The organism is Fluoribacter gormanii (assembly GCF_900156395.1).
GTDB classification, from domain to species: Bacteria; Pseudomonadota; Gammaproteobacteria; order Legionellales; family Legionellaceae; genus Legionella; species Legionella gormanii.
The window spans coordinates 88,713-112,965 of the sequence record NZ_FTNL01000012.1 but is presented as its reverse complement, the minus strand read 5'-3'; the positions used below and the strand labels follow the sequence as shown (position 1 = coordinate 112,965).

Sequence of the window (24,253 nt, the reverse complement as noted above, 5' to 3'; positions counted from 1 at the left end):
ACACATCTGATCCGTAGCAAGCCAAATCTTTTTAAGCGGCTCCAATAATATACTAGGGTCATAAATTTTCTTTTTGCCTGGTTTTTTAGGTTTTTTATCAGCGATGGGTAACTGCCTTAATAACCTAGCTGCAGCTTTACGATGATAACCATGGGTTTCGCAAAACTCATCCAACATACGTTTTTTTACAGCACGATTACCACAGCGATAACGCCAACGTTGTGTTTTTAAATATAAATCCATCCTCAATTCTCCCATGCCATTCTCCCTCCTTCGGCAACAGTGATATTGAGGCAACGATGCAATTTATATGCTTATCTGGCTTCGGCTTCGGCAACAGGTAATTTGAGGCAATGCGAACAGGCCACAAATCTGATTACTTAATGCTCACTTAATAATTTAATTGTATAATAAGTTCTTTTTTGAATCTAGTTCTTTTGGTGTATTTATGGTTTATGCAAAACGCTTTTTTATCAATTCATCTAATAAAAAAATGATAGGTATCTATCAGACGATTAGTAAAGAATTTAAGAAAGATTTGTCACATATCGAATCAACTTACAATGAAATACTTAGTGATAAAAAAAGCAATGCTGATTTATTAAAAGAAAAAGAAGAAATACAAAAGAAAATTACTAATCTTCTGTCTAATTTTACTGGTTCTTATATAAAAGATAGTCAAGGTTTACTCAAAGATATTTTTCAGTTAAAGATAAATATACTGCAATTAAAAACAAAATTTATGCTATATCATATTTTATTCAATAATCATGAATTTGATATTGAAGACTATGAGTTAGCAGTGAATCTACATAACTCCCTCTCAGAATTCCATGATAATGTAGTCGCAATGACATGGGATAAATCTGATAGAACATTAAATTGTAAATACTTTGATTATGCGCATTCTTTAGTTCAAGAGCAATATGAAAAATTAGCTGTAGCATTTTCTATAGGGGATCCCTGGGAGAATTGGAGTTATGATGAAGAAGAGGATTCAGATTCTGAGGATTTTAGGCTCGAGATAAATCCTTGACCCTCAAGTTTTTCTAGGGGCCACCTAATTATTTTGATATAAGAATCTTTGCGACTCATGTTCTTCCAGGAGAAATTTTAATTCCGGCAGACAATTCGTTGGGGAAGACTGCTCTTTATCATGGCTTTCCTCACGCATACTACCTTCAACCTTAAGCATTATAATAGCTTTGCGTTCTTGACGATACGTTCACTTGATTCAAGTAATCGTACCCTTAATTTATCGAGATCAGAACACACCAATTTTCCCTGGTGCTTCATAATCTTTCCATCAATAATAACTGTATCTACATTATGTCTGTTCGAATAAAAAATAATGGACTCATAAAGGCGATGCACTGGCCAAAGATTTATATCTTTAAGATTAATAAGTATCAGATCAGCCTTCTTGCCTGGAGCCAACGTACCTATTAATTTATCCAAATGAAGCGCTTTTGCACCATTGATTGTAATCCAATCCAAAGCTTTATCGCATGTTAGATTAATGTTTTTGACTGACCTACCTAAATCAAGCTCCTTTTGATTATCAAGTGCACGCTGTGTTTGAATAGCAAAACGTAGCTGAGTAAATAAATCTCCACTCATGTTTGAGGGGATATCTGTACCTAAAACAGGTTCACCACCAGCGCATAATAATTTTCCAGTTGCTGGAAAACCATGCCCCATTTGCATTTCAACCTCGGGTGTGATGCTCAGTGATGCACCATGATCTGCGATTAATTGATATTCTTCTTGAGTTAAATTATTTCCATGTACAAAATTAATATAGTCATTAAGCAATCCAGTTTCATATATTTTTTTTACCCCGAATTTTGAGGAACTTACACCTACGTGCATCGAAGCTAATACATTTAATTCTCGAGCTAATTTAATATCGTTAACAAATACCTCATCTTGTGTAAAATCAGGACCTCGCAAAGCGAGTGCCATTTGTATTCGATTATTAATTTGGAATGCATGTTCCTTAAAAAACTCAATTGCATCATATGGGTGTTTTTCGGAACTATCAAACCACCACATTGATGAATTAACCCCGGGAGTACCATAGGCAAAAACAGCACGAATCCCAGAATCTTCCAATCCCCTTATTGCGTGTCTGGCATGTTCAATACTATTAATACTATTACACCAGTCGAGTACACACGTTACACCTGCATCAATCTGCTCTAATGCTCCACACCTATTTGCCAGGTACATATCTTCAGGAGAAAATTCGCGACCAAGATCATCAAGCATTTTTTCAAAATAATTAGCTAAACTCCAATTTCCCGCAACACCATGCAATCCCGCTTGCCATACATGAATATGCGTATTGATTAGACCAGGCATAGCCACCATATCTTGAGCATCTATAATTTCAGCATCCGCATTATCAAGTTGTGGAGCAATATCTTCTATCGTGTCATTAACGATTAAAAGATCCATTTTTTGTGGGTAATGGGAGTTTTCTGTATTGATTAATAAAGTATTGCGAATCAAAATAGGCCTTCTTTTCATATCCCTACCTTAATTCCCGCTTATATCAGGAAAATAAAAACATTCTGAGTCAAATGAATTGTATTAGTATAGCTTACTTAAAGAAGTTATTCGTTTCAGAACGTACCTACTCATTTAATTTATCCCCGATAAGGTATCGACTCAAATTTATACCCTCAAAAGGATAAAATTGAAATTATCCATTTTAGGGTATACAATTAAAAATATACCCAATAAGGTATTAATTTATTCAGGAGCGTTTATGCTGATTCACTCACCTGTGGAGCTGGCCTTGTTGATAAAAAATCAACGAAAAAAACTCAAATTGAGCCAAGCTGAAGTAGCCGATTTAGTGGGTTTAAAGCAAAAAACCATTTCTGCAAGCGAAAATAATCCAGAAAATATGAGGTTAAGTACTTTATTTAGGATATTATCCGCGCTGGATTTGGATTTAAAAACATCAACAAAAAGTAAATCAGATACAACAATCAATCAATGGAACGATGAATGGTAAGGAAAAATAAAATTCTTTATGTCTTAATGAATGGCATTTTGGTGGGAATGCTTGAGAAAACATCTCAGGGTGGATTGAAATTTACTTATCATCAAGACTGGTTAAATCAAGCAGGAGCTCGCCCCATTTCATTATCTTTACCACTTATTGAGCAAACCTATACTGGTGATGTGGTATATAATTTTTTTGATAATTTGCTTCCAGATAATCAACAAATTCGCGCACGAATCCAAGCCCGCTTTCAAATAGCAACAAGCCAGCCCTTTGATTTACTCGCGGGTATTGGCAGAGATTGTGTGGGAGCCATTCAACTCATGACGGGGCCATTAACTAAATTTGAAAAAACGATTAAATTTAAACCAGTAACAGAGCAAAAAATTGCCTCTATTTTACGAAATTATCAAATAAATCCATTAGGCATGAGTCAAGAAGACGAGGATTTCCGGATTTCTATTGCTGGAGCACAGGAAAAAACTGCATTTCTATATCATCAGAATCAATGGTGTGAACCACTTCAAGAGACACCAACCACACACATTTTTAAATTACCTATTGGCATGATTGCACACCAACAAATGGATTTACGAGATAGTTGTGAAAATGAATGGTTGTGTTCTCTACTTGCAAAAAGCTATGGACTGCCCGCGGCCGATTGTGAAATTCTTCAATTTGAAGATATAAAGGTTTTATCAGTAGAACGTTTTGATCGCCGATTGTCTCGTGATAAAAGCTGGTTCATGCGATTACCTCAAGAAGATACATGTCAAGCATTAGGGGTTTCTTACAATATCAAATATCAATCGGATGGAGGTCCTGGCATTAGAGAGATTATGAAATTATTGCTCGGTTCAGCGAATTCAATTGCTGACCGTGATATGTTTTATCGCGCCCAGGTTTTCTTCTGGCTTATTGCTGGAATTGATGGGCATGCTAAAAATTTCAGCCTTTTTATTGAACCCGAAGGAAAATATAGATTAACACCATTATACGACATCATGTCCGCGTATCCACTAATAAAGAAAAACCAATTACAAATCCAGAAAATTAAAATGGCTATGGCTTTAAAAGGAAAAAATAATCATTACCATTGGCATACCCTACAACGTCGACATTTTATAGACACTGCAAAAGATGCAAATTATTCTCCGGAACGAGCTGAACTCATTCTCAATGAGATGTTGGAGCGAACGGACTCTGTTATCCAAGAGGTCTCAAAGAAATTACCATCTCAATTTCCTAGTAACATTTCCGAATCTATATTTGAAGGATTGCGGAAAACAAAACAAAAATTAGAATAATAATTAACTCAGGCGAGATAAGGGATTTTCGTAAGCAGTTCTCTTGCGCTCATCAAAAAACTTTTCATTCTATCACTAATAATTCTCTTGATAAATAAGAAATTATCAAAAAAATATACCTTTTTAAAAATTGTCTACTATAGTTATTTTAAAATAATAAAAATAAATTAGGGGATATCATGTTACTTCGATGGAGCGCTGTAACCCTTTTGTTTTGCATACTGAATTCTCCATGTTTTGCAGAAGAAAAAGAAATTGCAATTACAATTGATGATTTACCCTTTGTTGGCTCTGGTGCTGCTACACCAGCAAGCTTAAAAAGAACCCAAGCCCGATTTATGGCTATAGTCAAAGCTCTTGTTGACAATCAAGTCCCAGCTACTGGATTTGCCATTGGAGGTGCCATCCCGAAAAGTGAATGGGATCTTCTGGAAACATTCCGAAATCAAGGTTTTGCTCTAGGAAATCATACTTATACTCACAAAAGCTTGAATAGTATGAGCGCAGATAAATACATTGCTGATATCGATCACGCTGATACGGTTTTAGCGCCTGTAATGACAGAACCTAAATATTTTCGCTACCCCTACCTCGCTGAAGGGACTGGGCAAAAAAAACAGAAAGTGTATGACTACTTGGCTGCACATCAATATACTATCGCCCCCGTAACAATCGACAGTAAAGATTATGAGTTTAATGCTCGTTTCTACAAAATCCCTTATAGAAAAAGGGCTCAAAGTCTTCCAGAATTTAAAAAACGCTACCTGGCTTACATCTGGAAACAAACCTTACTCGCAGAGCGAAGAGTGAAAAAAGTTGATGGCCAACCCGTAAAACAAATCTTATTAATCCACGCAAACCTTCTTAACAGTTTATGTTTAGAAGATATTATTGAATTATACAGAAAAAATGGATACAAATTCATAAGCCTGGCTGATGCTTTAAGAGACGATGCCGTTCAACCATTGAATGGCAATACCGAAGCGTTAAATAGTGTTATACCACCGGTGAAAGGGACTTTGGAACAATCTACAGCAGATAAAAAATAACGATAATAGTTAAGAGCCTTACGGACACCTTCTCCTCATAGGGGAGAAGGGAAATACTTAGGTGCTCCCCTCTCCCATCACCGAGAAAGGGGCTAAGGTTGAGAAGAATTACCCAGAAATCAACTTATTTTTCTCTAAGCGAAATATCGCTTGCTTGGGCAGAAGAATCCAGTAATGGCCATGATTCTTCATATGTCCGGCGATTAAAGTTGCTTTTTCACCACCACCCCAAAAAACATCCCCGCGTACTTTACCGCGAATTGCTCCACCAGTATCTTGAGCGATCATCAAGCGTTGCATGGGCTTATTCTCATTCGGGTTGTTGCTATCAGGGCGTGTCGTAGTTAACCAAAGAGGAGCGCCCATAGGTACCCATTGTTTATCAATAGCAAGCGAATAACCAGGGGTTAATGCCACACCTTGCGAACCTAAAGCGACCCCATAAGACATCTTATGGAAAAAAACAAAGGATTTATTTTGATTAATTATTTTATCCATCTGCTTGGGATGAGCTTCCAAATAACGCTTTATTGCCTGCATGGATGCATTATCTTTAGTCATTACCCCTTTTTTGATCAATACTCCGGCAATCGCAGTATAAGGTTTTCCATTTTGAGAATCATAACCGATGTAAAGATTGCTGCCATCTTCAAGTTCAATCACCCCCGAGCCTTGAATTTCCAAAAACAAACGATCTATAGGACTATTAATCCATACCAATACGCGTGCTTTACCTTTAAGTGCTCCATTATTAATTTCTTCACGAGTATAATAAGGGACCAGCTTTTTACCCTCTAAACGACCTACAATACGGCGACTTTTTAAATCGTTAAAAAATAGCCCCAAATCAGAAGTCACAAGATCATCTGGTGTTTCATAGAGAGGAACATGGAATTCTTTGGATTTTTTATAACTTCCTTTAATTATAGGAACATAATATCCGGTAAATAAACCAGGTTTTTCGCCAGTATCAGTGAACTCTACCGGAGTAAACCATTTTTCAAAAAATTGCTTTGTTTCCTGCTCTGATGAAGGAGAAATTTCTAAAGCAGCTTTACAAGCCGGTTGCCAATCCTTTACTTGTAAGTCAATATGATCTGTTCCGACAACTTCCTCTGGGTTTTGCTTAATAAAAGCACGACATGACGTCTGAAAAGTCAGTAAAGATTTGTTTAAATCTGCTGATTTCCAACCAGGCAAACGCTCAAAATCAGCTTGTCTGAACATCTTTGAAGGCTGTTTTGCCGGCCAAAACCACCATGCCAAACTACTTAAGGCAATGAAGGTAAAAAAAAGTGTAATAGATATAGTTTTCGTTTTCATAGCGGACAATTTTTACACGTTGTGGAATATTTTGCAACAAAGTATAGCAGAATTCAACCATAAAGTTCTTATTGAAAACTTTTGGCAAGCAAAAAATTCTTTTAATAAGAAATTGATTTTAAATAATATTTATGAAAGTCACAAACAATAAATTCCATAAATATTCAATATAAAAAATTTTAATAAATAGAAGGGAAATACCGCCAACTACTCACTCCTAAAGAAACTGTGCGCTCCTTTGCAAAACAAGGGAGCACCCTTCCTGCACTGATAAATCGTACTTGTAATAGCGATGCAGGAACCCCATCTTCCATAGGTACCACAGTAACTCGTTGATGATGTGTTGCAGACTTCCGCCCTTTATACCGAACTACCAAACAAGGAAACTCTCCTAAATCCTCAATGTAATACTTGTACTTGGTTAACCCACTTATCAAAGAACATCCTTTTTGATGAAGCAAATGATGGATCGCCTGATTTGCAGAGTCCGAACGGACCAAACAATCGTGATTGAATGTTTGATGTTGATGCAGTAATTGCAAAGTTACATCCTCTAATTGATAAAAATTCTGATGTAACATTTCTTGTTTATTAATTGCCTTATAATAGAGCAAAGTATGCTGCATTGAGGTCAATATAAGTAAACTAATCACGCCAATAATAAGTAAGGTTACCAATAAAATAAATCCTTTATTTGTTCTACTCATCCACGCACCCAAACCCTAAGCTCATGAGTTTTATTCTCATCCAAACCCATACTAATTTCGAGAAACTGCCTCTCTCTGACGACTCGATTTCGGGTATGCATGAAATGAATTAACGGAGTTATTTCTTCTGTATGAACCAACTGATAATGTAACGTATCTTCATGATTGGCATTGTTCTTAATAAACCATTTTTCTTCAAGATACTCACCAACATAGAGTGATGTATCATAGGAAAAATAAAGAGGCTTTTTAAGAATAATAAGTAAATGCTCACCTTGTTGTTCCATATCGAATATTTCTTGTATTTCAGCATGCTCACAATCTGCAATAAGTATTGGACGCTTTTTATGAAATGTCACCGAATTCTGTACCAATATTCTTGTTGAACTTTGAATTTTGACTATTTTTGCAAAATATTCGTTCATGCGATTGACTTGAATGAATTGATCCGGATGATTGCCAACATGCAATCCACGAATCTTGTTGTGATGATTTCGTTGATCAATAATTTGCAGGCGATCTATCCCCAAACATGGCGTAAAACCTGCTCGTCTAATACTATCACTCAGTAAATCAGTCACCCATTGCAAATCAAAACGCATTGCTAAAACTTTTTCTGTCTCAAGATATTGATGCTTACTTTCTATAAAAAGCTGGATTAATTCAGTCATAATCACGCTTCCCAGAAAAAGACTTATTAATACCTCGGTCAAGCTGAGCCCCATCTGTTTCTTCATCTAATACGACCTATGGGATTACGTTCACGAGTTATGGTGCCTAGTTGTTGAAGCCATGCAAGATGAATCAGTACCTGGTGATTATTTTGCTGTATTTCCAAATGATACGAAGAAGGAATTGGAGGAAGTCTTGAAACTCTGGCTACCAACGTTTCCTCAATTTGATCCAGAAATTGAGATCCTTGTGTTCGAAAAACCAATTGATTCAATAATTGTTTGCTCTGCGATTGTTGCTGTAATAATGCCAGAGTCAAAGTGGTGACCAGTACTAAAGATACCAGTACTTCAGTTAGGGAAAATCCCTTTTGACAATTCATATTCCATTATCCTGTGGTTGGTTTGCAGGCACAGGTTAGCGCCATGGAAATAAAAATTCAAGATCTCGATCACTACATACAGACTATAAAAGCCTCTATGCGAACCAAAATGATTTATATATGTCCCATTAGATTGTTATTAATCTTTAATGTGCTTAAAATGTCGCTGGATACAAGCCTGGAAGAGATACAAACAAAATAATTAGCAAATCAAAGGGGTCAAACGATGTATGCTTATTTCGCTAAAGGTGCAACTGTAGGTCAACTATTAACCCGTCGAATTTTAAGAGAAATTACAAGCATTCCCGGAATAATGCTTGACTTTATGTTTGCTATGTTCTGGATCCCGGATTATACCTCTTATTGGGATACAAATAGCGCCTATATCGAATATGCTGATGGCACGCGTATGCATGGTGTCATGCGTGGTTTTTTTGGTTGGATAGGTGAACTATTAGGCTTTGTGATTGGTGCTCCTATCGGAGCCATTATCGGTACTGCATTATTTTTTCCTGATTTACTACTTCGAGGATTTCTTTTGCTAAAAACGAAGCTTTATGATTCACTTGATGAGTTCGCTGTTTTTATTGGCAAAACAACTTTTTTCGAAAACCTCAATGTTTATGAAGCTCCAAGCAGTTACTCTCAAAAAGCCTGGAATCTTGGCGTAGCTACTATAGGTATGGTGTTAACTACCATCCCTTATATCGCCGCAAAAGCGCTTGAATTTTTCTTACCTTTTTTACCCTTATCTGGTCCTATTGCTTACATCGGTTCTGAACTAGGTGGTCTTGCGGGCTGGGCTATTGGGGCACTACTCTATATGCCAGCCTATTTACTAAATAGATGTACCGACTTAATTGAACTAGGCAGAAATGCGATATTTAAGAGTGTTGCACTTGTTTATGCAAAATCAGAGGAAGCTCCTGTTGGTGCTCCAGGACATCGGTCGGACTGTTGCGTACCGGATAAAGCAGTTCATTCAGATGAATTTCTTGAACAAGTGGAACATTATAGGCGCACTTCATGGGCAAAACTTATTTTTGGCCCATTAAAAGGAGAAGCATCTTCTGCCAAGAAAGAAAAAGACTCTGGCTCAAATAATGAACTTCTAGATCCAATCACATTTGAACCTCTGGGAGTAAATGGAACCCCTACAGTTATTGATCCTCATGGACATACATTTAATGATGATCAAAAAAATGGAGCTAAAGGTATTCGATTTTGGGTACGCAACCACCGTTCATGCCCCATTGATCGCCAATATCTAACAGAAGGAGATTTAATCCCCAATCGTGCTTTTAATGACTTGGCATCCCAAATAAATTTTTCGAAACAATAATCTCATACCGGATGTTCATCATCCGGTAATCAATTAAATGATTTTTAACCTGATAGGCTCGTGACAGAACGCTAAAGCTTGGATAATATGATATAAATTATTAGTTAGGGAAAATTATGACGGTTCACTTTCAACAATTACCTCATCCAGGCATACAATCTTTAGTCCCCTATAAACCAGGAAAATCCATAGAAGAATTAGCTCGAGAAAAAGGGATTAATGACCAGAATATTATCAAACTGGCCAGCAATGAAAATCCTTTAGGCTGTAGTCCTTTAGCTTTGGCCGCTTTAAAAGAAATGTCCTCCCATACTCTGGCAACTTATCCATCTCCCCTCAATCATCCCTTGATTCCTAAACTGGCGCATAAACTTGAAATCAATACGGATCAGCTTTTTGTAAGTAATGGTTCAGATTATATATACACGATTCTGCTTAACTGTTTTGCATTACATAATGACAAACACATCATCACCCACGAATATGCATTTAGCACCTATGCGATTCAAGCAAATACTTTAAATATCCCGGTCCATACTATTGAGGTTGATGCAAATTGGCATGTCAACGTAGATAAATTAATTCAGGCATGCACCCCAAAAACGGCTATTATTTTTTTAGCGAATCCGAATAATCCTACTGGCATACTTGTTAGTCAGAGGGAAATAAAACGCCTGTTAGAAAATATTCCTGAAAGCACCTTATTAGTCATTGATGAAGCTTATTATGAATACGCTGCGTCCCAATTAAATGAAAACAGTATTGATTGGCTCGCTCATCATCCTAATTTAGTAATCACACGCACTTTTTCAAAAATATATGGATTAGCTGGCGTACGATTAGGTTATGCAATGGCCCATCCCTCAATAATTGAACTCATGCGCCGTATACAACTACCATTTACCGTTAATCAGGTGGCCCTCACTACCGCCCATGCGGCTTTGGATGATGATCAGTTTATTCAATTAAGTTTACGGACTAATGCTGAAGGAATGCTGCAAATGAAAGAAGGGTTAAATCAATTGGATATCAATTACCTACCCTCCGCGTGCAACTTCCTTACTATCGACTGCAAGGAAGACGGCATGTCGCTGTACAACTATCTACTCGATAGAGGTATCATAGTGCGACCGCTGCATCCATATAAGATGAACAATTACTTACGAGTAACAGTAGGAACCAAGGAACAGAACAGCCGTTTTCTAGATACACTGGGTAATTATCAGAGTCTATTGACAATTCGCTAGATTGAGCCAAAATGGTGGGATTTTAGAGCACCATTTTGGCCAAGATAGTAGAATCGCCCCCTGAAAGTAAGGAAATGAAATGACTAGTGACTTAAGCAGTAAACATTGCGAAGCATGTGAAGGCATAGGGGCTGCATTAAATGCAGAACAAATTAAAAATTTAATGCCTCAATTAAATAAAAATTGGGAAGTCAGTGCAGATAACCGAATCATTAAGCGTAGTTTATCTTTTAACAATTTTTATGAAACAATGGCCTTTGTCAATGCTCTGGCATGGATAGCAAATATTGAAAATCATCATCCTGATTTAGAGGTAGGTTATAATTATTGTCACGTAAGTTTCATGACCCATGCACTTAATGGCTTAAGTCATAATGATTTTATTTGTGCTGCAAAAATGGATAAATTGTTAGCGGACTAAAAATTGAAAATCCCGGGTACGGCAAAACAAAACCCGGGGTTGCTCTCTCCCCCCCAGGCTCCTTGCTGTGAAATACTAATACTTCATCACCACTTGCTCATCACCCAAGAGATTGCTCAAAAGTTCAAGTAATTCATCACTGGGCATTACTTGCCATTGCGGTGCCAGACTCAACTGCGCTTTTGCACAATCATTGCTGTATGAAAACTGCACCGAGCAACGACCAACATGAGCGCTTAACAGGGACTTAATGGAGGCTAAAATCCCTTGGCTTTCAGCATGCAAACGCAACTCCAGACACCGAGCAAATTTAGTACGAGCTGTAGGCACATCGTAGAGAGAATTTGCAGTCATTTTCACGCCGCCATTATAATCATCATGCGCGACTTCGCCTTCGATCACGAGCATATCTCCAGTCGCCAAGTTCGCTGCAGAAGACTCAAAAAGCTCCCCAAATACAACAACATCAAGTCGCGCCGTAGAATCATCCATACCCAGAATTACCAACTTTTTACCACGCTTGGTCACAATCTTGCGAATCCCTACTATTTGCGCACATATGATGGCTTTTTTATGCATAGAAGGATTGAGTTGACTGATTGAAACGATAAAATCACCAAACTCACGACGATATTGATCTGCTGGATGTCCGGTTAGATAAAAACCTAATACTTCCCGCTCCCCTTCCAGGCGTTGAGCCTCAGACCATGGTTTACATTGTACATATTTATGCTCATTGCTCTCGTCTTCCAATAATGAAAACAAATCAAATTGACCACTGGATTGATTTTGATGCTCTTTTTCTGCCACTTTTAACGCTTTTTCCAAAGAAGCGGTCAATATGGCGCGTTCCACATTCCAATCATCAAAAGCACCACTTTTAATGGTTGCTTCCAATACTCGGCGATTTACTTTACGCAGATCGAGGCGTTGGCAAAAACTAAATAAGTCAGTATATATTCCTCTGGCATTCCGCTCTTCGGTAATGCAATCAATAGCTGATTCTCCCACTCCTTTTATCGCACCAAGACCATAAATGATGGTGGTATCATCGACGGTGGTAAAAGGATACATGGAATGATTGATCGAAGGGGGTAACACCTTCAATTTCATATGAGCACACTCATCAATAAAGGTGACGACTTTATCTGTATTATCCATATCTGAAGACATTACCGCTGCCATAAATGCCGCTGGATAATGTGCCTTTAACCAAGCAGTTTGATAAGCGACCAAGGCATAAGCTGCAGAATGTGATTTATTGAAACCATAACCGGCAAATTTTTCCATTAAATCAAAAATATGGGTTGCAACTTTTTCATCAACCCCTCTGGCAGTCGCTCCTTCAGTAAAAATTTCTCGTTGTTTTGCCATTTCTTCTGGCTTTTTCTTTCCCATGGCGCGACGTAATAAATCAGCGGCCCCTAAAGTATAGTTTGCCAATACCTGAGCAATTTGCATCACCTGCTCTTGGTACAAGATAACGCCATAAGTTGGTTTTAAAATTGGTTCTAAATCAGGATGAGGATAATCAACTGCCGCACGCCCATGCTTACGATCAATAAAATCATCCACCATTCCAGATTGTAAAGGTCCTGGTCTGAATAAAGCCACCAAAGCGATAATGTCTTCAAAGCAATCTGGTTGTAAACGACCAATTAACTCCTTCATACCGCGGGATTCCAGCTGAAACACCGCTGTTGTTTTACACGCTTTTAATAAATCAAAAGTTGCTGCATCATCTGTGGGAATTTGACTGATATCAACTGGTGGTAACCCTTCCGCAGCCTTTTTCTTATTTATTGTGGCTAATGCCCAATCGATAATCGTCAGAGTGCGTAGCCCTAAAAAGTCAAATTTGACCAAACCTGCTGCCTCAACGTCATCTTTATCGAATTGGCTAACAATTTGGTTGGAACCTTCTTCACAATAAATAGCAGTAAAATCTGTAAGCTGTGATGGTGCAATAACTACGCCTCCAGCATGTTTTCCTGCATTACGGGTAATTCCTTCGAGCTTTAGAGCTAAATCAATCAGCTCTTTGACTTCTTCTTCTTCGTTATAACGACGTTTTAGTTCTTCTTCCTGCTCCAAAGCCTTGCTTAATGTAATACCAATTTCAAAAGGAATTAATTTGGCTAATTTATCAACAAATCCATAAGGATGCCCTAAGACACGTCCCACATCACGTACCACCGCTTTTGCAGCCATGGTACCAAAGGTGATAATTTGTGAAACACTTTGTCTGCCGTATTTCTCCGCTACATAATCAATGACTCGATCACGCCCTTCCATGCAAAAATCGATATCAAAGTCAGGCATGGATACCCGTTCTGGATTCAAAAAACGCTCGAAAAGTAATTCATACTCCAAGGGATCCAAATCGGTAATTTTTAGTGCATAGGCAACCAGAGATCCGGCTCCAGATCCTCGTCCAGGTCCAACAGGTACACCATTTTTTTTGGCCCATTGAATAAAATCAGCCACGATGAGGAAGTAGCCAGCAAAACCCATGTTATTAATAACGTTCAACTCGATTTGCAAGCGTTTATCGTATTCTTCTCGAGATGCCTGCAGTTCTTCAGGCGATTTGTTTTTAAATATTTGCAGTAAACGCTCTTCCAAACCCACTTGAGATAGATGAGATAAATACTCCTCAACAGTAGATCCTTCCGGTATAGGGAAATTAGGCAGATAATTATTACCCAAGTCCAGTTTTACTGTGCAACGTTTACTGATTTCAACGGTATTTTCTATTGCTGAGGGTAAATCAGTAAATAAAGCAACCATTTCATCAGCTGAGCGTAAGTACTGTTGTGCACTATATTTTTGCGTTCTTCTGGGATCTGCTAATGAGTAGCCTTCATGAATGCAAACACGAGCCTCATGGGCCTCAAAATCTTCTTGATCAAGGAAACGTACATCATTGGTTGCGACTAACGGTAATTTCAACTCATCGGCTAATGAAATTAATTTTTCATTATAACGGGATTCATCGGGACGTCCTGTACGTTGAATTTCCAAATAGAAACGATTGGGAAAAAGTGATTGCCAATATAATGCCCGGCTTTTGGCCAAAGCATCATCATTGGCTAATAAAGCCTGTCCAATATCACCAAATCGTCCACCTGATAAAGCAATAAGCCCCGCTGAATATTCTTTAATCCACTGATTTTGTACTCTAGGCTGTCCTTGATACTGGCCTTCCTGGTACGCTTTGGATACAAGGCAGGTTAAATTTTTATACCCTTCCGAATTAAGGCATAAAAGAACTATAGAAGAAACTCGATCTGGCTGATCAGGGTCATGACAAGGTAAATCACTTCCAATAATAGGTTTAATTCCCGCATCAACAGCACTTTTATAATGCTTCACTGCCGCAAACAAATTGCAGTGATCAGTTATCGCAACGGCACACATTCCTCGAGATGGTAAAGCCTTCATTAATGGCTTAACCCGAACTAAACCATCAACCAATGAAAATTCAGTGTGAACACGTAAATGGACAAAACGTTGTTGCATAAGGAAAGTAACTCATTAAGCTTAATTGATGAACTTTAACCTAAATCAAGAGTTTTGCATACCTGCATCATCACGATAAAAAAAGCCCAATAACATTGGATACCCAGGCTACTTTTATATCAAATATGTGATTGATGTGGGTCAAAAGCATCCCTGACCGCATCTGCGAATAAATTAATTGCTAAAACTAACAAAAACATAAACACAAACGCAGCCAGCATAGGCCACCAAATTACGGGATTTCGTGCCAGCTCAAAACGTGCACTGTTAATCATGTTTCCCCAACTAATGGTCATCGGAGAAACGCCTACCCCTACATAAGAAAGTAATGCCTCCGCCATGACTAGAAAACTAAAATCCAAAACCAGGGTAATTACCACAATATGCATCACATTCGGTAATAAATGTTTGCGAATAATGGTAAACCAATTAGATCCTAAAGCACGCGCCGCTTGTACGTAATCCACTTCACGCAACTTCAAAGTTTCAGCACGTAAAAGTCGGCATAAACTAGTCCAACTGGTTACTCCAAGAATGAAACAAAGAGCTAATAAACGTGCATCTGCACTCTGAGCCAAAGTCGTAAACTGCTCGGGGTGATTGGCAATATACACTTGCAAAGACAAAACTGAGGCGGTAATTAATAAAACACCAGGTATCGAACTTAAAGTAGTGTAAGCATACTGAATCAAATCATCTGTAAAACCACCAAAATACCCAGCAGCAACCCCCAAAAATAAAGCCAAAGGCAACATAAATAAAGTGGTTAACAGACCAATGACCAAGCCAGTACGGATACTCTTAATTGTAAAGTAAAAAATATCTTGCCCAATTTGTCCTGTGCCAAATACATGAAATACTCTTGACAGCTCATAGCCAAGCACAATAAAAAATGTAAGGACACCAATGGTAATTATGGTACTTAAGCTTGAAGCACTTAAAGCAAAAAGAGGTTCTAATCGCCTGAGCGACCGGATAAAGAGCAGAGCCATTCCTATAAAAAATGCTGCTAATATACTAAATTTCAATGCAGTTCTAATTGAACCCTTTATAACCTTATTTCTTTCTGCTTCGGTTTTTACCCATTGCCCAGGATATATCAATAATGGATAAGTTTGCTTAACAACACCATTCACTAAGGTGGTTTCACTGATAAACTGCGTTAAAGCTAATGGAGCCGAATAGGTTTTTTCGGAAATCTGATCGATAGGGGCCAAAATCCTGTCCAACACAGTAGTTGCGGTTTCTGATTCATTACGTACAGAGGCAACATGAATTGAATCCAAAACCCCAATAATAATGAAAAATAATAAGATGATACCCGCACTAACAGCCAAGGGCTTATGCAAAATTATGGAAAAGGAACGTCTTATATGCTGCTTACGCAAGCTTGATAATATAACCAATATGCTTAAGGCCAATAAGGTGAGAAAGCATTTATCAGTCCATAGAAACTCAAAAGTCATTTTTTCTTCTCAACTAATCTCATCAATCATGTAGCCTAGACGCAGTGCAGCGGAGCTCGGGATTTATAGATTTGAATTAAATTTCTCGACCCAAGTACCGCCGCATCCAAACCAGGGAATTTTTTAAGATAACCTCACTCGGGGATCGACCACCATGTAAGAGATATCAGTTAACACCAAGCCAACTATGTAAAGAATTGAGCCCAAGAACACCATAGCCCTGACTATAGCAAAATCTTGTTGTTGAATCGCATCAATTGTATAACTACCCAATCCAGGAACCCCAAAGAAAGACTCCAGGATCAAACTGCCCATAAATAACGAAGGAATGAGCACTACGATGCCAGTTAATATTGGAAGCATTGCATTTTTCAATACATGTTTAAACATCACTTTTTGCTCAGATAGCCCCTTGGCTCTAGCCGTTTTAACATAGTCTTTGTGCATTTCCTCCAAAAACAACGTACGATACCAACGACCTCCAGCTCCCAAGCCGCTAAGTACCGCTACGGTAATTGGCAAAATAACAAACTTCAATGCTTCAAACCCACCGTCGTACCCTGAAATGGGTACGAGACGCAATAATTTACCAAAAAGATATTGGCCACCAATAATATAAAATAAACTGGATATCGACATTAAAATAATACACAGCACGACACCAGTTAAATCGAGGTAAGTCCCTCTAAAAAAAGCCATGGCCATAGCCACAATAATATTAGCAACAATATCCAGTAATAAAACTGGGAATGCAATTGAAAGACTGGGCCACATTCTGTAGGTAATATCTTCACTGATATCTCGTCCAGAATCGGAAACACCAAAGTCAAAAGTAAAGAGTTTCATTGATTTTTGAAAAAACAATGTCGTTTGTATTTTTTGGATTCCAGTTTTTTGTTCATTATAAAACAAGGGTAAATCATAACCATGCGCTGTTTTCCAATCTTCGATCACTTGCTGCTCGACATGTTTCTGCCCTAAGTGCATTCGCGCAATATCATCAGGGGTATTCACCATAAAAAATAAAATAAAGGTGATGAGATTAATTCCAAAAAGAATAGGGAGCGAATAAGTAACTCGACGGAATAAATATTTGATCATGATATGAGCTTCCTTTCTGCTGATTTTCTTTCTTTCTTGTAATACGCAACAACCAAAGGAAGAACTAGAATTAGAATAAGCACCAACAATATACCTAATGGCCAAAAAACAGGTTGGTTCCAGAGTAACCTCAATTTATTGCGTTCTGGCACATTGATGGCAATATATTTTAAGTTTGCAGAAGACATAGTGTTAGGTTTAACGCGTGAAACCCAGTTCTGGGATAAAACAAGCTCTTCGGGATGTATCCCCCAAATCCATGGCGCATCACTTCGAACAATTTGGAGCATCTCATCAATAATCTGCTGCCTTTGTTCATCATTTTTCCTATTTTTCATTAAGTTAAAGAGGCGATCAAATTCAGGATTTTGATAGTTTGCAGCATTTTCACCACTAAACTTCACCTTACCATTGGCACCATACAATTGAAACAGGAAGTTTTCAGGATCCGGATAATCTGCCACCCACCCCCAACTAAAGATTTGTGTATCTCCAGTGCGCATTTTTTCCTGAAAACGATTATATAAGGTTGCTCGTACATTCAAATCAATGCCTATTTGGGCAAATTGTTTACGCATCCAATCAAATAATGATTTGTCCTGAGGGGCACCTGATGTAGTAACATCATAATGTAGAATTAAATGATTTCCAGTTGCTGGATCAACCCCATCGGGATAGCCAGCTTCTACCATAAGTTTTTTGGCGTCGCTGATGGGACGTCGTTCCACCTCCCCATTCTTCCATTCATAAACATAAGGATTAATTCCATCTTTACCCTCCTTATAACCAAAAATTCCGGGGGGAATCGGTCCTTGAGCGGCAATACCGCGGCCATTATGAAAAATTGCAATATTTTCATCATAGTTTACCGCAATTGAAATTGCCCTTCTTAATTTGCGGGCGCGCTCACTGGATCCACCCACTACTTTATCGAGCATATTAAAGCCCATATAGTATGTGGTAGGTTGTAATTCTTCGGTGAGATACATCTGTTTTTTTTGCATCTCGGGTGTAAGTTCTGCGTTTCCATATCGATTCGTATGGATAGCCTGATCAAAACTGTCTGCACCAACTACCGAATTATCATAGTAACCTTGCAAGAATTTATTCCATCGAGGAATAGATTCTTTTTCAAGAGTAAAAACTGCTTTTTCAATAAAAGGTATCCGTTTGCCTGCATTATCCAAATATCCTAATTTCCTATCTTCATCAGAACCTATACTTGGATAATACTCTTCACGAAAATTTGGATTTTTTTGTAATATCATACTTCGGTTGGGATTGTTTTTGACTAACATAAAAGGTCCCGTACCAACCGGGAACCAACTCAAAGTAATGTTATTGTCCAACATGCCCGGTTGAGAATAAAAAAAATCAGCTTCCCATGGAACTGGTGAAAAAAAATTCATAGCCAGCCAAAATAGAAATTGCGCGTATTCTCCCTTTAAGGTGATCTCAAACGAATAATCATCTATTTTATTAAGGCCTTTTAAAGGATATTTACGCAGATCAATGTATTCATTATTTTTAGGTAGTGCCTGCCCATATTCCGCAAAACCTACAATATAGTCATTCATTAAACCATAAATCGGGGAACTTAATTGAGGATTCGCTAAGCGTTTTATTTGGTAAATATAATCATCAACAATCAATTCTCGTGTACCCGTATGCTTAAAATCTGATAATTGATTAATACCTTCATCATCTAGATATTCCGGAGTTACATGATGATAAAGGTATTCACCTTTATTGTCCTTTGCAAACGCCGGATGAGGCTGGTAATAAATTCCTTTTTTAATATTTACTGTATAAACACTAAAAGCAGGAGTTTGCAGACTGTTTTCAGGCAGCGGATTACCTTGCGCATCAAGGTACCTTAACTGTGGCATTTGTGTCGCTATTAATGGAATTAATTGATATGGTCTTTTTAAATAATCATATTGCAGCAAAGGTTCATATATTTGAGCAAGAAAAATAGACTCATTTGTTGAATAAGATAGCGCCGGATCCAGAGTTTTAGGCTGTTCGGAAAATGATGAATAATAAATATTTTCTTTTGATTGCTCTTGAGGATATGGATTATTCAAAACCCAAGACCAAGCATAAGCGAGGCTAAAATTTTTTAAAAGCAGAACAATTAGAATTATTCGCTGTATACGATTCAAAAAAATATCCTTATCTCAAGTCGCTTCGATAACGACAGATTAGTACTGAAAAAATCCCATCTCAATATGAGGAGCGAAATAAGTATCACAATCCATGCCCTCATTCGACACTAACGGACTTCTCCACTACCATCAAGTTAAAATTCTAGTCATTCCCGCGCAGGCGGAATCTATTCTTATGGTGGCATTGTGCCGCTCTAGCAATGGGTTCCCGCCTTCGCGGGAACGACGGTTTATAACTTCTAACTCGCTAATATTTTTAGAAATTGATCTTCATCCAAAACCGCAACACCCAAATCATTTGCTTTATCCAGTTTGGATCCAGCTTCACTTCCAGCAATCACATAATCTGTTTTCGATGAGACACTGCCACTTACTTTAGCGCCTAAAGCTAACAATTTTGTTTTGGCTTCTTCGCGTCCCATACTACTCAAAGTCCCGGTTAATACTACAGTTTTTCCAAACAAAAGATGTTCTTTATTGACTTTCTTTTTCTCAACCTTTGTCCAATGAATGCCAAGAGCTAATAAATCCTCAATAACTTTGCGGTTATGATCTTGGGCGAAAAAATGAACCACATTAAACGCACCTACAGGCCCCATATCTTGCAAACTCATCAACTCTTCTTCTGTTGCTTTAGAGATCGCGTCAATATCTCCATAATGCTCAGCCAACATTCGTGCACTCGATTCACCAATCTCACGAATACCAAGGGCATAAAGAAAACGACTAAAAGTTGTGTTCTTGCTTTGTTCTAAAGCGTCTAATAAGTTATTTGCTGATTTCGCCCCCATCCGGGGAAGATTTGCCAAAGTAGCAACATCAAGCTTATACAGATCAGGTAAATGACGGATAATTCCTTCATCAACCAACTGTTCAATAAGCACAGCCCCTAATCCCTCTATATACATCGCTTTACGCGAAGCAAAATGCCACATCATTCTTTTTAATTGAGCCTTGCAAAATAAACCACCAACGCAACGAGCAACTGCCTCACCTTCCTCACGCACCACTTCAGAACCACAAACAGGACACGTTTTAGGTAAATGAATCTCCTTGGTATGTTTAGGGCGTCGTTCTAGAACGACAGAAACCACTTCTGGAATAACATCACCAGCTCGTCGAATAATGACAATATCACCGATACGAATGTCTTTTCTAATGATTTCATCCATATTATGTAGCGTCGCATTACTTACAGTAACACCTGCAACATTAACCGGTGCCAAACGAGCCACTGGCGTTAAAGCGCCAGTTCTTCCTACTTGAAAATCAACAGCTAAAAGTTCAGTCATTTCCTCTGTAGCCGGAAATTTATGGGCACAAGCAAAGCGAGGTGCTCTCGAGATAAAACCCAGTTGTTGTTGCAAAGGAATACTGTCAACCTTATAGACAACTCCATCAATTTCGAAGGGAAGTTGAGCACGCTTCGCTAAAATATCATGGTAATATTCCAAACACCCTTTAATGCCAACCTCTTTTTTGGTATCCAAAGAGACCCTAAAACCAAACTCTTTAAGTAACTGCAATTGCTCCCAATGAGTATTGGGTAAACTATACCCTTCGCAAGCCCCTATCCCATAGCAGTAAATAGCCAAAGGTCTGCTTGCTGTTACCGCAGGATTTAATTGCCGCAAACTCCCCGCTGCCGCATTACGAGGATTAGCAAAAACTTTTTCTCCCGCTTCTTTCGCTTTTTTATTGTACTCGTCAAAACCTGCTTTTGGCATATACACTTCACCACGGATTTCGATAAGACGTGGAGGTTTTTCCACTCTTAAAATCAAAGGAACCGCTGCAATTGTTTTAATATTGGCAGTAATGTTTTCTCCTGTAGTCCCATCCCCTCGTGTTGCAGCAGAAACCAAAGTCCCATTTTCGTAGGTAAGATTGACGGCAAGTCCATCTAATTTAGGTTCACAAGTAAAAACCAGTTGCTGGATTGGTTCATCCAGCTTTTCGGTAACTCGTTTAATAAATGCTTGCAGCTCCTCTTCAGTAAATACGTTCGATAAGGACAACATGGGTTGCCGGTGAGTTACTGGCATAAATGCGTCTGCAGGAGTACCTCCGACACGTTGAGTGGGTGAGTCGGTTGTCAATAATTCAGGGTAGCTCACTTCTAAATCGTGTAATGCACGAAAACATCTATCGTATTCTGCATCAGGAACCAATGGCTCATCCAGGACATAATAGTGATAATCATACTTCCTTATTTTATCCTTAAGCTCAGCAATTTGTCCCTCTATCTCATCAATACTCATTCATTTCCATCCATAATTCAAACCAAGAAGTCATTGCCTTCAATGAGCTGTATCTCCACCCGTTTTACGCATCAATTTATAACCTTGCAGGTGGGGCAGCAATGATTCTAAAATCATTAGTTTATCATTAAAAAATATGCTATAGATACATATCGATTCAACAGGAACCGAGGCGTGATAAAAATGGATTTTAAACGTATCTTAGTCGCAGTATTTTTACTTGTATCCACCACCTTAAATTATGCTTTTTCTCAGGCTTATGGATATGGCAATTTGGGCATTGCGTTTGTACATGGAACAAATGACCATCGAGAAGATGCCGAGGGTAATTATTGGAAAACCGATTTTATCCAAAATATTGCTCAGGCACTCCCTAATCCTGAAAATTACTATGTAGTTCATTGTGATTACAGCAAATATATGTGGGATGAAGATGCTGCCGGATGTACTGCAAATCAGTTATTAGAATTTATAAATCATAAAAAAATTGATTCCCTGGTTCTCTATACGCATTCTAATGGGGGCAATGTAATGCGCTGGATTCTCTCAAACCCAACGTATGACAAACGATACATGCAATTAAAAAGTAAAATAAAGCACATTGTCGCATTAGCGCCTTCAAGTGGAGGAACCCCGCTTGCTGATATGCTCCTTAATGGAGGCCTTTTCGAAGCCAGCTTGAGTTGGTTATTAGGATATACAGGAGAAGCAGTGAAGCAACAACGCATCGGTGACATGCATATCTACAATGAAGAACTTTTATTTGGCACTAAAAATCGCCCCTCCTTGCCTGTACCTTTTAATTCAGTGATAGGAACTGATGTCATCTCATCACCTTTATCTTCAGCCAGTTACTGTAACGGTTATTTACTCAATAGTGGTTTAAGGCTTGCTAAAATCTATTTGGATTCTTGTGCGGATGGTTTTTTAAATTGTAGTTCCCAAACTGCCGCAGGATCGGTTTGGTTTTACGATAAGGAAAAAACTGATGATCAAACAACCCTGAGTCATAACCAAAGCCGTCACTCATGTTTTGGACTGGATAAAATACTGATTTCCGCCTTAGATTCAGAAGGAGCTGCACAATGAGAACCACTCTTACTTTTCTGTCTTTATTTTGTTGCGCACAAGTCAACGCATTCACTTTACCGCAAAATCCAGTTAAATCTTATGATTGTGAGATTTGCGATAGTTTATCTCATGAAAACCTGCAGGATCGCTGGAGCATTACAGCAACTTCTTTAAATAAAGCAGAAAGCAACATTCAAAAAAGTTACAGTTATGAGCAACAAGTTACTGCTGCCCAATTGCAAAGGGGGATCATCGTACCTATTCAAGCCCCGGAAGCATTAATACGGATTATTCCTTTGCAAAAAAATAAATCCCTACCTGAATTGCAACTAAAAAGTGCCTCCAGTAAATTCATGAGTTTAAAAGAGGCGTCTTCTCTATATAGTCAGGATGAGGCCATAGATGAATCGCTGAAAATCGGGTCGCATCAGGCCATGCTGCAAATCAAACCAGAATTAGGCATTGGTAATTTCGTTATCAAAAGCAGCGCAACAGATTCTGCAAATGCAGCAGATAATTATCTAATTCATGTCTTTGAAAAATACTCTTTAATTTATTTACAAATCGAGCCGTCTGCATTGCAATATCAATATGGAGATCAATTTAACGCGCTCATTACCTTAAAAGATAATATATCATCCTATCCTGCAGATGATATCAATGCTTCATTAGTAGGTCCTGACAACCAAATAATTCCTCTCAAAATAAAAGAAGTAAAGCGCAACCAATTCCAGGCCAGTGCCCTTTTATCCTCTTATGAGAATGCTCATGGAGTGAATTGGTATATTGATGTTGATGTATTGTGCGAACTTAACGACAATAGCCGCATTCATCGCACTGGACGCGCCGCGTTTTCCTATGCAATACCTTCTGCCAGTCTAGTTAGCATCAAAAAAATTTCATCCAATCCTTTAACTTTAGCTGCTACTGTAGAGGTTGCTACAGCAAGTCGGTATGCATTACAAAGCGTTTTATACAAGAAAAATGCAAAGGGAGCGAATATTCCTATTGAAACAGCCCAGAGTGCCCAGTGGCTCGAACCAGGAAAGCAAATAATTAAATTTAGTTTTGACAATTCTGCACATTTAGCAGAGGATCAGCTATCTGTTGGTTATTTGCACCTGACTGATTACGGGCAATTAAAACCAGTTTATCAATACGATAAACCAATTAAACTCAGTCAACTTTTGGACTAATG

General features: G+C 38.3%; 19 protein-coding genes and 1 pseudogene. 9 read left to right on the top strand and 11 right to left on the bottom strand.

Features of this window, described 5'->3' with window-relative positions:
* Positions 1–258, bottom strand: a pseudogene (locus BW930_RS09260) (integrase); the annotation flags it as partial.
* Between the two features lie 190 nt (positions 259–448).
* Here BW930_RS09260 and BW930_RS09255 point away from each other — a divergent pair.
* Entirely contained in the window at positions 449–1,036 is a 588-nt protein-coding gene (locus BW930_RS09255; protein WP_058468258.1) for a hypothetical protein, read from the top strand.
* Between the two features lie 158 nt (positions 1,037–1,194).
* On the opposite strand, the gene BW930_RS09250 is transcribed toward BW930_RS09255, so the two are convergent.
* On the bottom strand, positions 1,195–2,532 hold the full coding sequence (locus BW930_RS09250; protein ID WP_058468259.1) for an amidohydrolase family protein: 1,338 nt from the start codon (positions 2,530–2,532) through the stop codon (positions 1,195–1,197).
* Positions 2,533–2,701: 169 nt separating this feature from the next.
* Here BW930_RS09250 and BW930_RS09245 point away from each other — a divergent pair, with 169 nt between their 5' ends.
* The 3 genes from BW930_RS09245 to BW930_RS09235 all read left to right on the top strand — a co-directional run bounded on the left by BW930_RS09245 (position 2,702) and on the right by BW930_RS09235 (position 5,372).
* Positions 2,702–3,025, top strand: coding sequence for a helix-turn-helix domain-containing protein (locus tag BW930_RS09245; protein WP_238587871.1), 324 nt, complete (start codon positions 2,702–2,704; stop codon positions 3,023–3,025).
* Positions 3,019–4,323, top strand: coding sequence for a type II toxin-antitoxin system HipA family toxin (locus tag BW930_RS09240; RefSeq protein ID WP_058468261.1), 1,305 nt, complete (start codon positions 3,019–3,021; stop codon positions 4,321–4,323). The genes BW930_RS09245 and BW930_RS09240 overlap by 7 nt, the downstream gene beginning before the upstream one ends.
* 179 nt (positions 4,324–4,502) lie before the next feature.
* The gene (locus BW930_RS09235; protein ID WP_058468262.1) at positions 4,503–5,372 is read left to right on the top strand and encodes a polysaccharide deacetylase family protein; all 870 of its coding nucleotides are present in this window, start codon (positions 4,503–4,505) and stop codon (positions 5,370–5,372) included.
* Positions 5,373–5,480: 108 nt separating this feature from the next.
* Here BW930_RS09235 and mltA read toward each other — a convergent pair whose 3' ends face one another.
* The 4 genes from mltA to BW930_RS09215 all read right to left on the bottom strand — a co-directional run bounded on the left by mltA (position 5,481) and on the right by BW930_RS09215 (position 8,456).
* Complete coding sequence (gene mltA, locus BW930_RS09230; RefSeq protein WP_058468263.1) at positions 5,481–6,695, bottom strand: murein transglycosylase A; 1,215 nt, start codon at positions 6,693–6,695, stop codon at positions 5,481–5,483.
* 179 nt (positions 6,696–6,874) lie between these two features.
* Positions 6,875–7,402: a hypothetical protein gene (locus tag BW930_RS09225; RefSeq protein ID WP_058468265.1), complete on the bottom strand. Its 528-nt coding sequence runs from the start codon at positions 7,400–7,402 to the stop codon at positions 6,875–6,877.
* The gene (locus BW930_RS09220) at positions 7,399–8,073 is read right to left on the bottom strand and encodes a PilW family protein (RefSeq protein WP_238587872.1); all 675 of its coding nucleotides are present in this window, start codon (positions 8,071–8,073) and stop codon (positions 7,399–7,401) included. Before BW930_RS09220 ends, BW930_RS09225 begins: the two co-directional genes overlap by 4 nt.
* 62 nt (positions 8,074–8,135) lie before the next feature.
* Positions 8,136–8,456, bottom strand: coding sequence for a prepilin-type N-terminal cleavage/methylation domain-containing protein (locus BW930_RS09215; RefSeq protein WP_058468267.1), 321 nt, complete (start codon positions 8,454–8,456; stop codon positions 8,136–8,138).
* Positions 8,457–8,682: 226 nt separating this feature from the next.
* On the opposite strand from BW930_RS09215, the gene BW930_RS09210 reads away from it, so the two are divergent.
* The 3 genes from BW930_RS09210 (at position 8,683) to BW930_RS09200 (ending at position 11,466) form a co-directional block, all read left to right on the top strand.
* Positions 8,683–9,798: an RING finger protein gene (locus tag BW930_RS09210; protein ID WP_058468268.1), complete on the top strand. Its 1,116-nt coding sequence runs from the start codon at positions 8,683–8,685 to the stop codon at positions 9,796–9,798.
* A 116-nt stretch (positions 9,799–9,914) separates the two neighbouring features.
* Positions 9,915–11,045 carry a histidinol-phosphate transaminase gene (gene hisC / locus BW930_RS09205; protein WP_058468269.1) on the top strand — a complete coding sequence of 377 codons (1,131 nt, stop codon included), beginning with the start codon at positions 9,915–9,917 and terminating at the stop codon, positions 11,043–11,045.
* Between the two features lie 79 nt (positions 11,046–11,124).
* Positions 11,125–11,466 carry a 4a-hydroxytetrahydrobiopterin dehydratase gene (locus BW930_RS09200; RefSeq protein ID WP_058468270.1) on the top strand — a complete coding sequence of 114 codons (342 nt, stop codon included), beginning with the start codon at positions 11,125–11,127 and terminating at the stop codon, positions 11,464–11,466.
* Between the two features lie 75 nt (positions 11,467–11,541).
* Here BW930_RS09200 and dnaE read toward each other — a convergent pair whose 3' ends face one another.
* The 5 genes from dnaE to ligA all read right to left on the bottom strand — a co-directional run bounded on the left by dnaE (position 11,542) and on the right by ligA (position 21,984).
* Positions 11,542–14,988, bottom strand: coding sequence for a DNA polymerase III subunit alpha (dnaE, locus tag BW930_RS09195; RefSeq protein ID WP_058468271.1), 3,447 nt, complete (start codon positions 14,986–14,988; stop codon positions 11,542–11,544).
* 119 nt (positions 14,989–15,107) lie between these two features.
* Entirely contained in the window at positions 15,108–16,454 is a 1,347-nt protein-coding gene (locus tag BW930_RS09190) for an ABC transporter permease (protein WP_058468272.1), read from the bottom strand.
* 123 nt (positions 16,455–16,577) lie between these two features.
* Positions 16,578–17,555, bottom strand: a complete 978-nt coding sequence (locus tag BW930_RS09185) for an ABC transporter permease (RefSeq protein ID WP_058468273.1) — start codon at positions 17,553–17,555, stop codon at positions 16,578–16,580.
* Positions 17,552–19,720: an ABC transporter substrate-binding protein gene (locus BW930_RS09180; protein ID WP_058468274.1), complete on the bottom strand. Its 2,169-nt coding sequence runs from the start codon at positions 19,718–19,720 to the stop codon at positions 17,552–17,554. The genes BW930_RS09185 and BW930_RS09180 overlap by 4 nt, the downstream gene beginning before the upstream one ends.
* Before the next feature lie 242 nt (positions 19,721–19,962).
* Positions 19,963–21,984: an NAD-dependent DNA ligase LigA gene (gene ligA, locus BW930_RS09175; RefSeq protein WP_058468275.1), complete on the bottom strand. Its 2,022-nt coding sequence runs from the start codon at positions 21,982–21,984 to the stop codon at positions 19,963–19,965.
* Between the two features lie 183 nt (positions 21,985–22,167).
* Between ligA and BW930_RS09170 the strand changes: the two genes are divergently transcribed.
* Both BW930_RS09170 and BW930_RS09165 read left to right on the top strand, forming a co-directional pair.
* Positions 22,168–23,073 (top strand): hypothetical protein, encoded by a 906-nt coding sequence (locus tag BW930_RS09170; protein ID WP_058468276.1) that lies wholly within the window; start codon positions 22,168–22,170, stop codon positions 23,071–23,073.
* A complete protein-coding gene (locus BW930_RS09165; RefSeq protein WP_058468277.1) occupies positions 23,070–24,251 on the top strand; it encodes a DUF4785 domain-containing protein in 1,182 nt (393 codons plus the stop codon). The genes BW930_RS09170 and BW930_RS09165 overlap by 4 nt, the downstream gene beginning before the upstream one ends.
* Positions 24,252–24,253 lie beyond the last annotated feature (2 nt).

Bases quoted from the DNA above. Each gene is read 5' to 3' on its own strand.
- BW930_RS09200 (WP_058468270.1), top strand. From the start codon at position 11,125: ATGACTAGTGACTTAAGCAGTAAACATTGCGAAGCATGTGAAGGCATA.
- mltA (WP_058468263.1), bottom strand. From the start codon at position 6,695: ATGAAAACGAAAACTATATCTATTACACTTTTTTTTACCTTCATTGCC.
- BW930_RS09165 (WP_058468277.1), top strand. From the start codon at position 23,070: ATGAGAACCACTCTTACTTTTCTGTCTTTATTTTGTTGCGCACAAGTC.
- BW930_RS09210 (WP_058468268.1), top strand. From the start codon at position 8,683: ATGTATGCTTATTTCGCTAAAGGTGCAACTGTAGGTCAACTATTAACC.
- BW930_RS09240 (WP_058468261.1), top strand. From the start codon at position 3,019: ATGGTAAGGAAAAATAAAATTCTTTATGTCTTAATGAATGGCATTTTG.
- ligA (WP_058468275.1), bottom strand. From the start codon at position 21,984: ATGAGTATTGATGAGATAGAGGGACAAATTGCTGAGCTTAAGGATAAA.
- BW930_RS09170 (WP_058468276.1), top strand. From the start codon at position 22,168: ATGGATTTTAAACGTATCTTAGTCGCAGTATTTTTACTTGTATCCACC.
- BW930_RS09190 (WP_058468272.1), bottom strand. From the start codon at position 16,454: ATGACTTTTGAGTTTCTATGGACTGATAAATGCTTTCTCACCTTATTG.
- BW930_RS09225 (WP_058468265.1), bottom strand. From the start codon at position 7,402: ATGAGTAGAACAAATAAAGGATTTATTTTATTGGTAACCTTACTTATT.
- hisC (WP_058468269.1), top strand. From the start codon at position 9,915: ATGACGGTTCACTTTCAACAATTACCTCATCCAGGCATACAATCTTTA.
- BW930_RS09185 (WP_058468273.1), bottom strand. From the start codon at position 17,555: ATGATCAAATATTTATTCCGTCGAGTTACTTATTCGCTCCCTATTCTT.
- BW930_RS09220 (WP_238587872.1), bottom strand. From the start codon at position 8,073: ATGACTGAATTAATCCAGCTTTTTATAGAAAGTAAGCATCAATATCTT.
- dnaE (WP_058468271.1), bottom strand. From the start codon at position 14,988: ATGCAACAACGTTTTGTCCATTTACGTGTTCACACTGAATTTTCATTG.
- BW930_RS09250 (WP_058468259.1), bottom strand. From the start codon at position 2,532: ATGAAAAGAAGGCCTATTTTGATTCGCAATACTTTATTAATCAATACA.
- BW930_RS09235 (WP_058468262.1), top strand. From the start codon at position 4,503: ATGTTACTTCGATGGAGCGCTGTAACCCTTTTGTTTTGCATACTGAAT.
- BW930_RS09255 (WP_058468258.1), top strand. From the start codon at position 449: ATGGTTTATGCAAAACGCTTTTTTATCAATTCATCTAATAAAAAAATG.
- BW930_RS09215 (WP_058468267.1), bottom strand. From the start codon at position 8,456: ATGAATTGTCAAAAGGGATTTTCCCTAACTGAAGTACTGGTATCTTTA.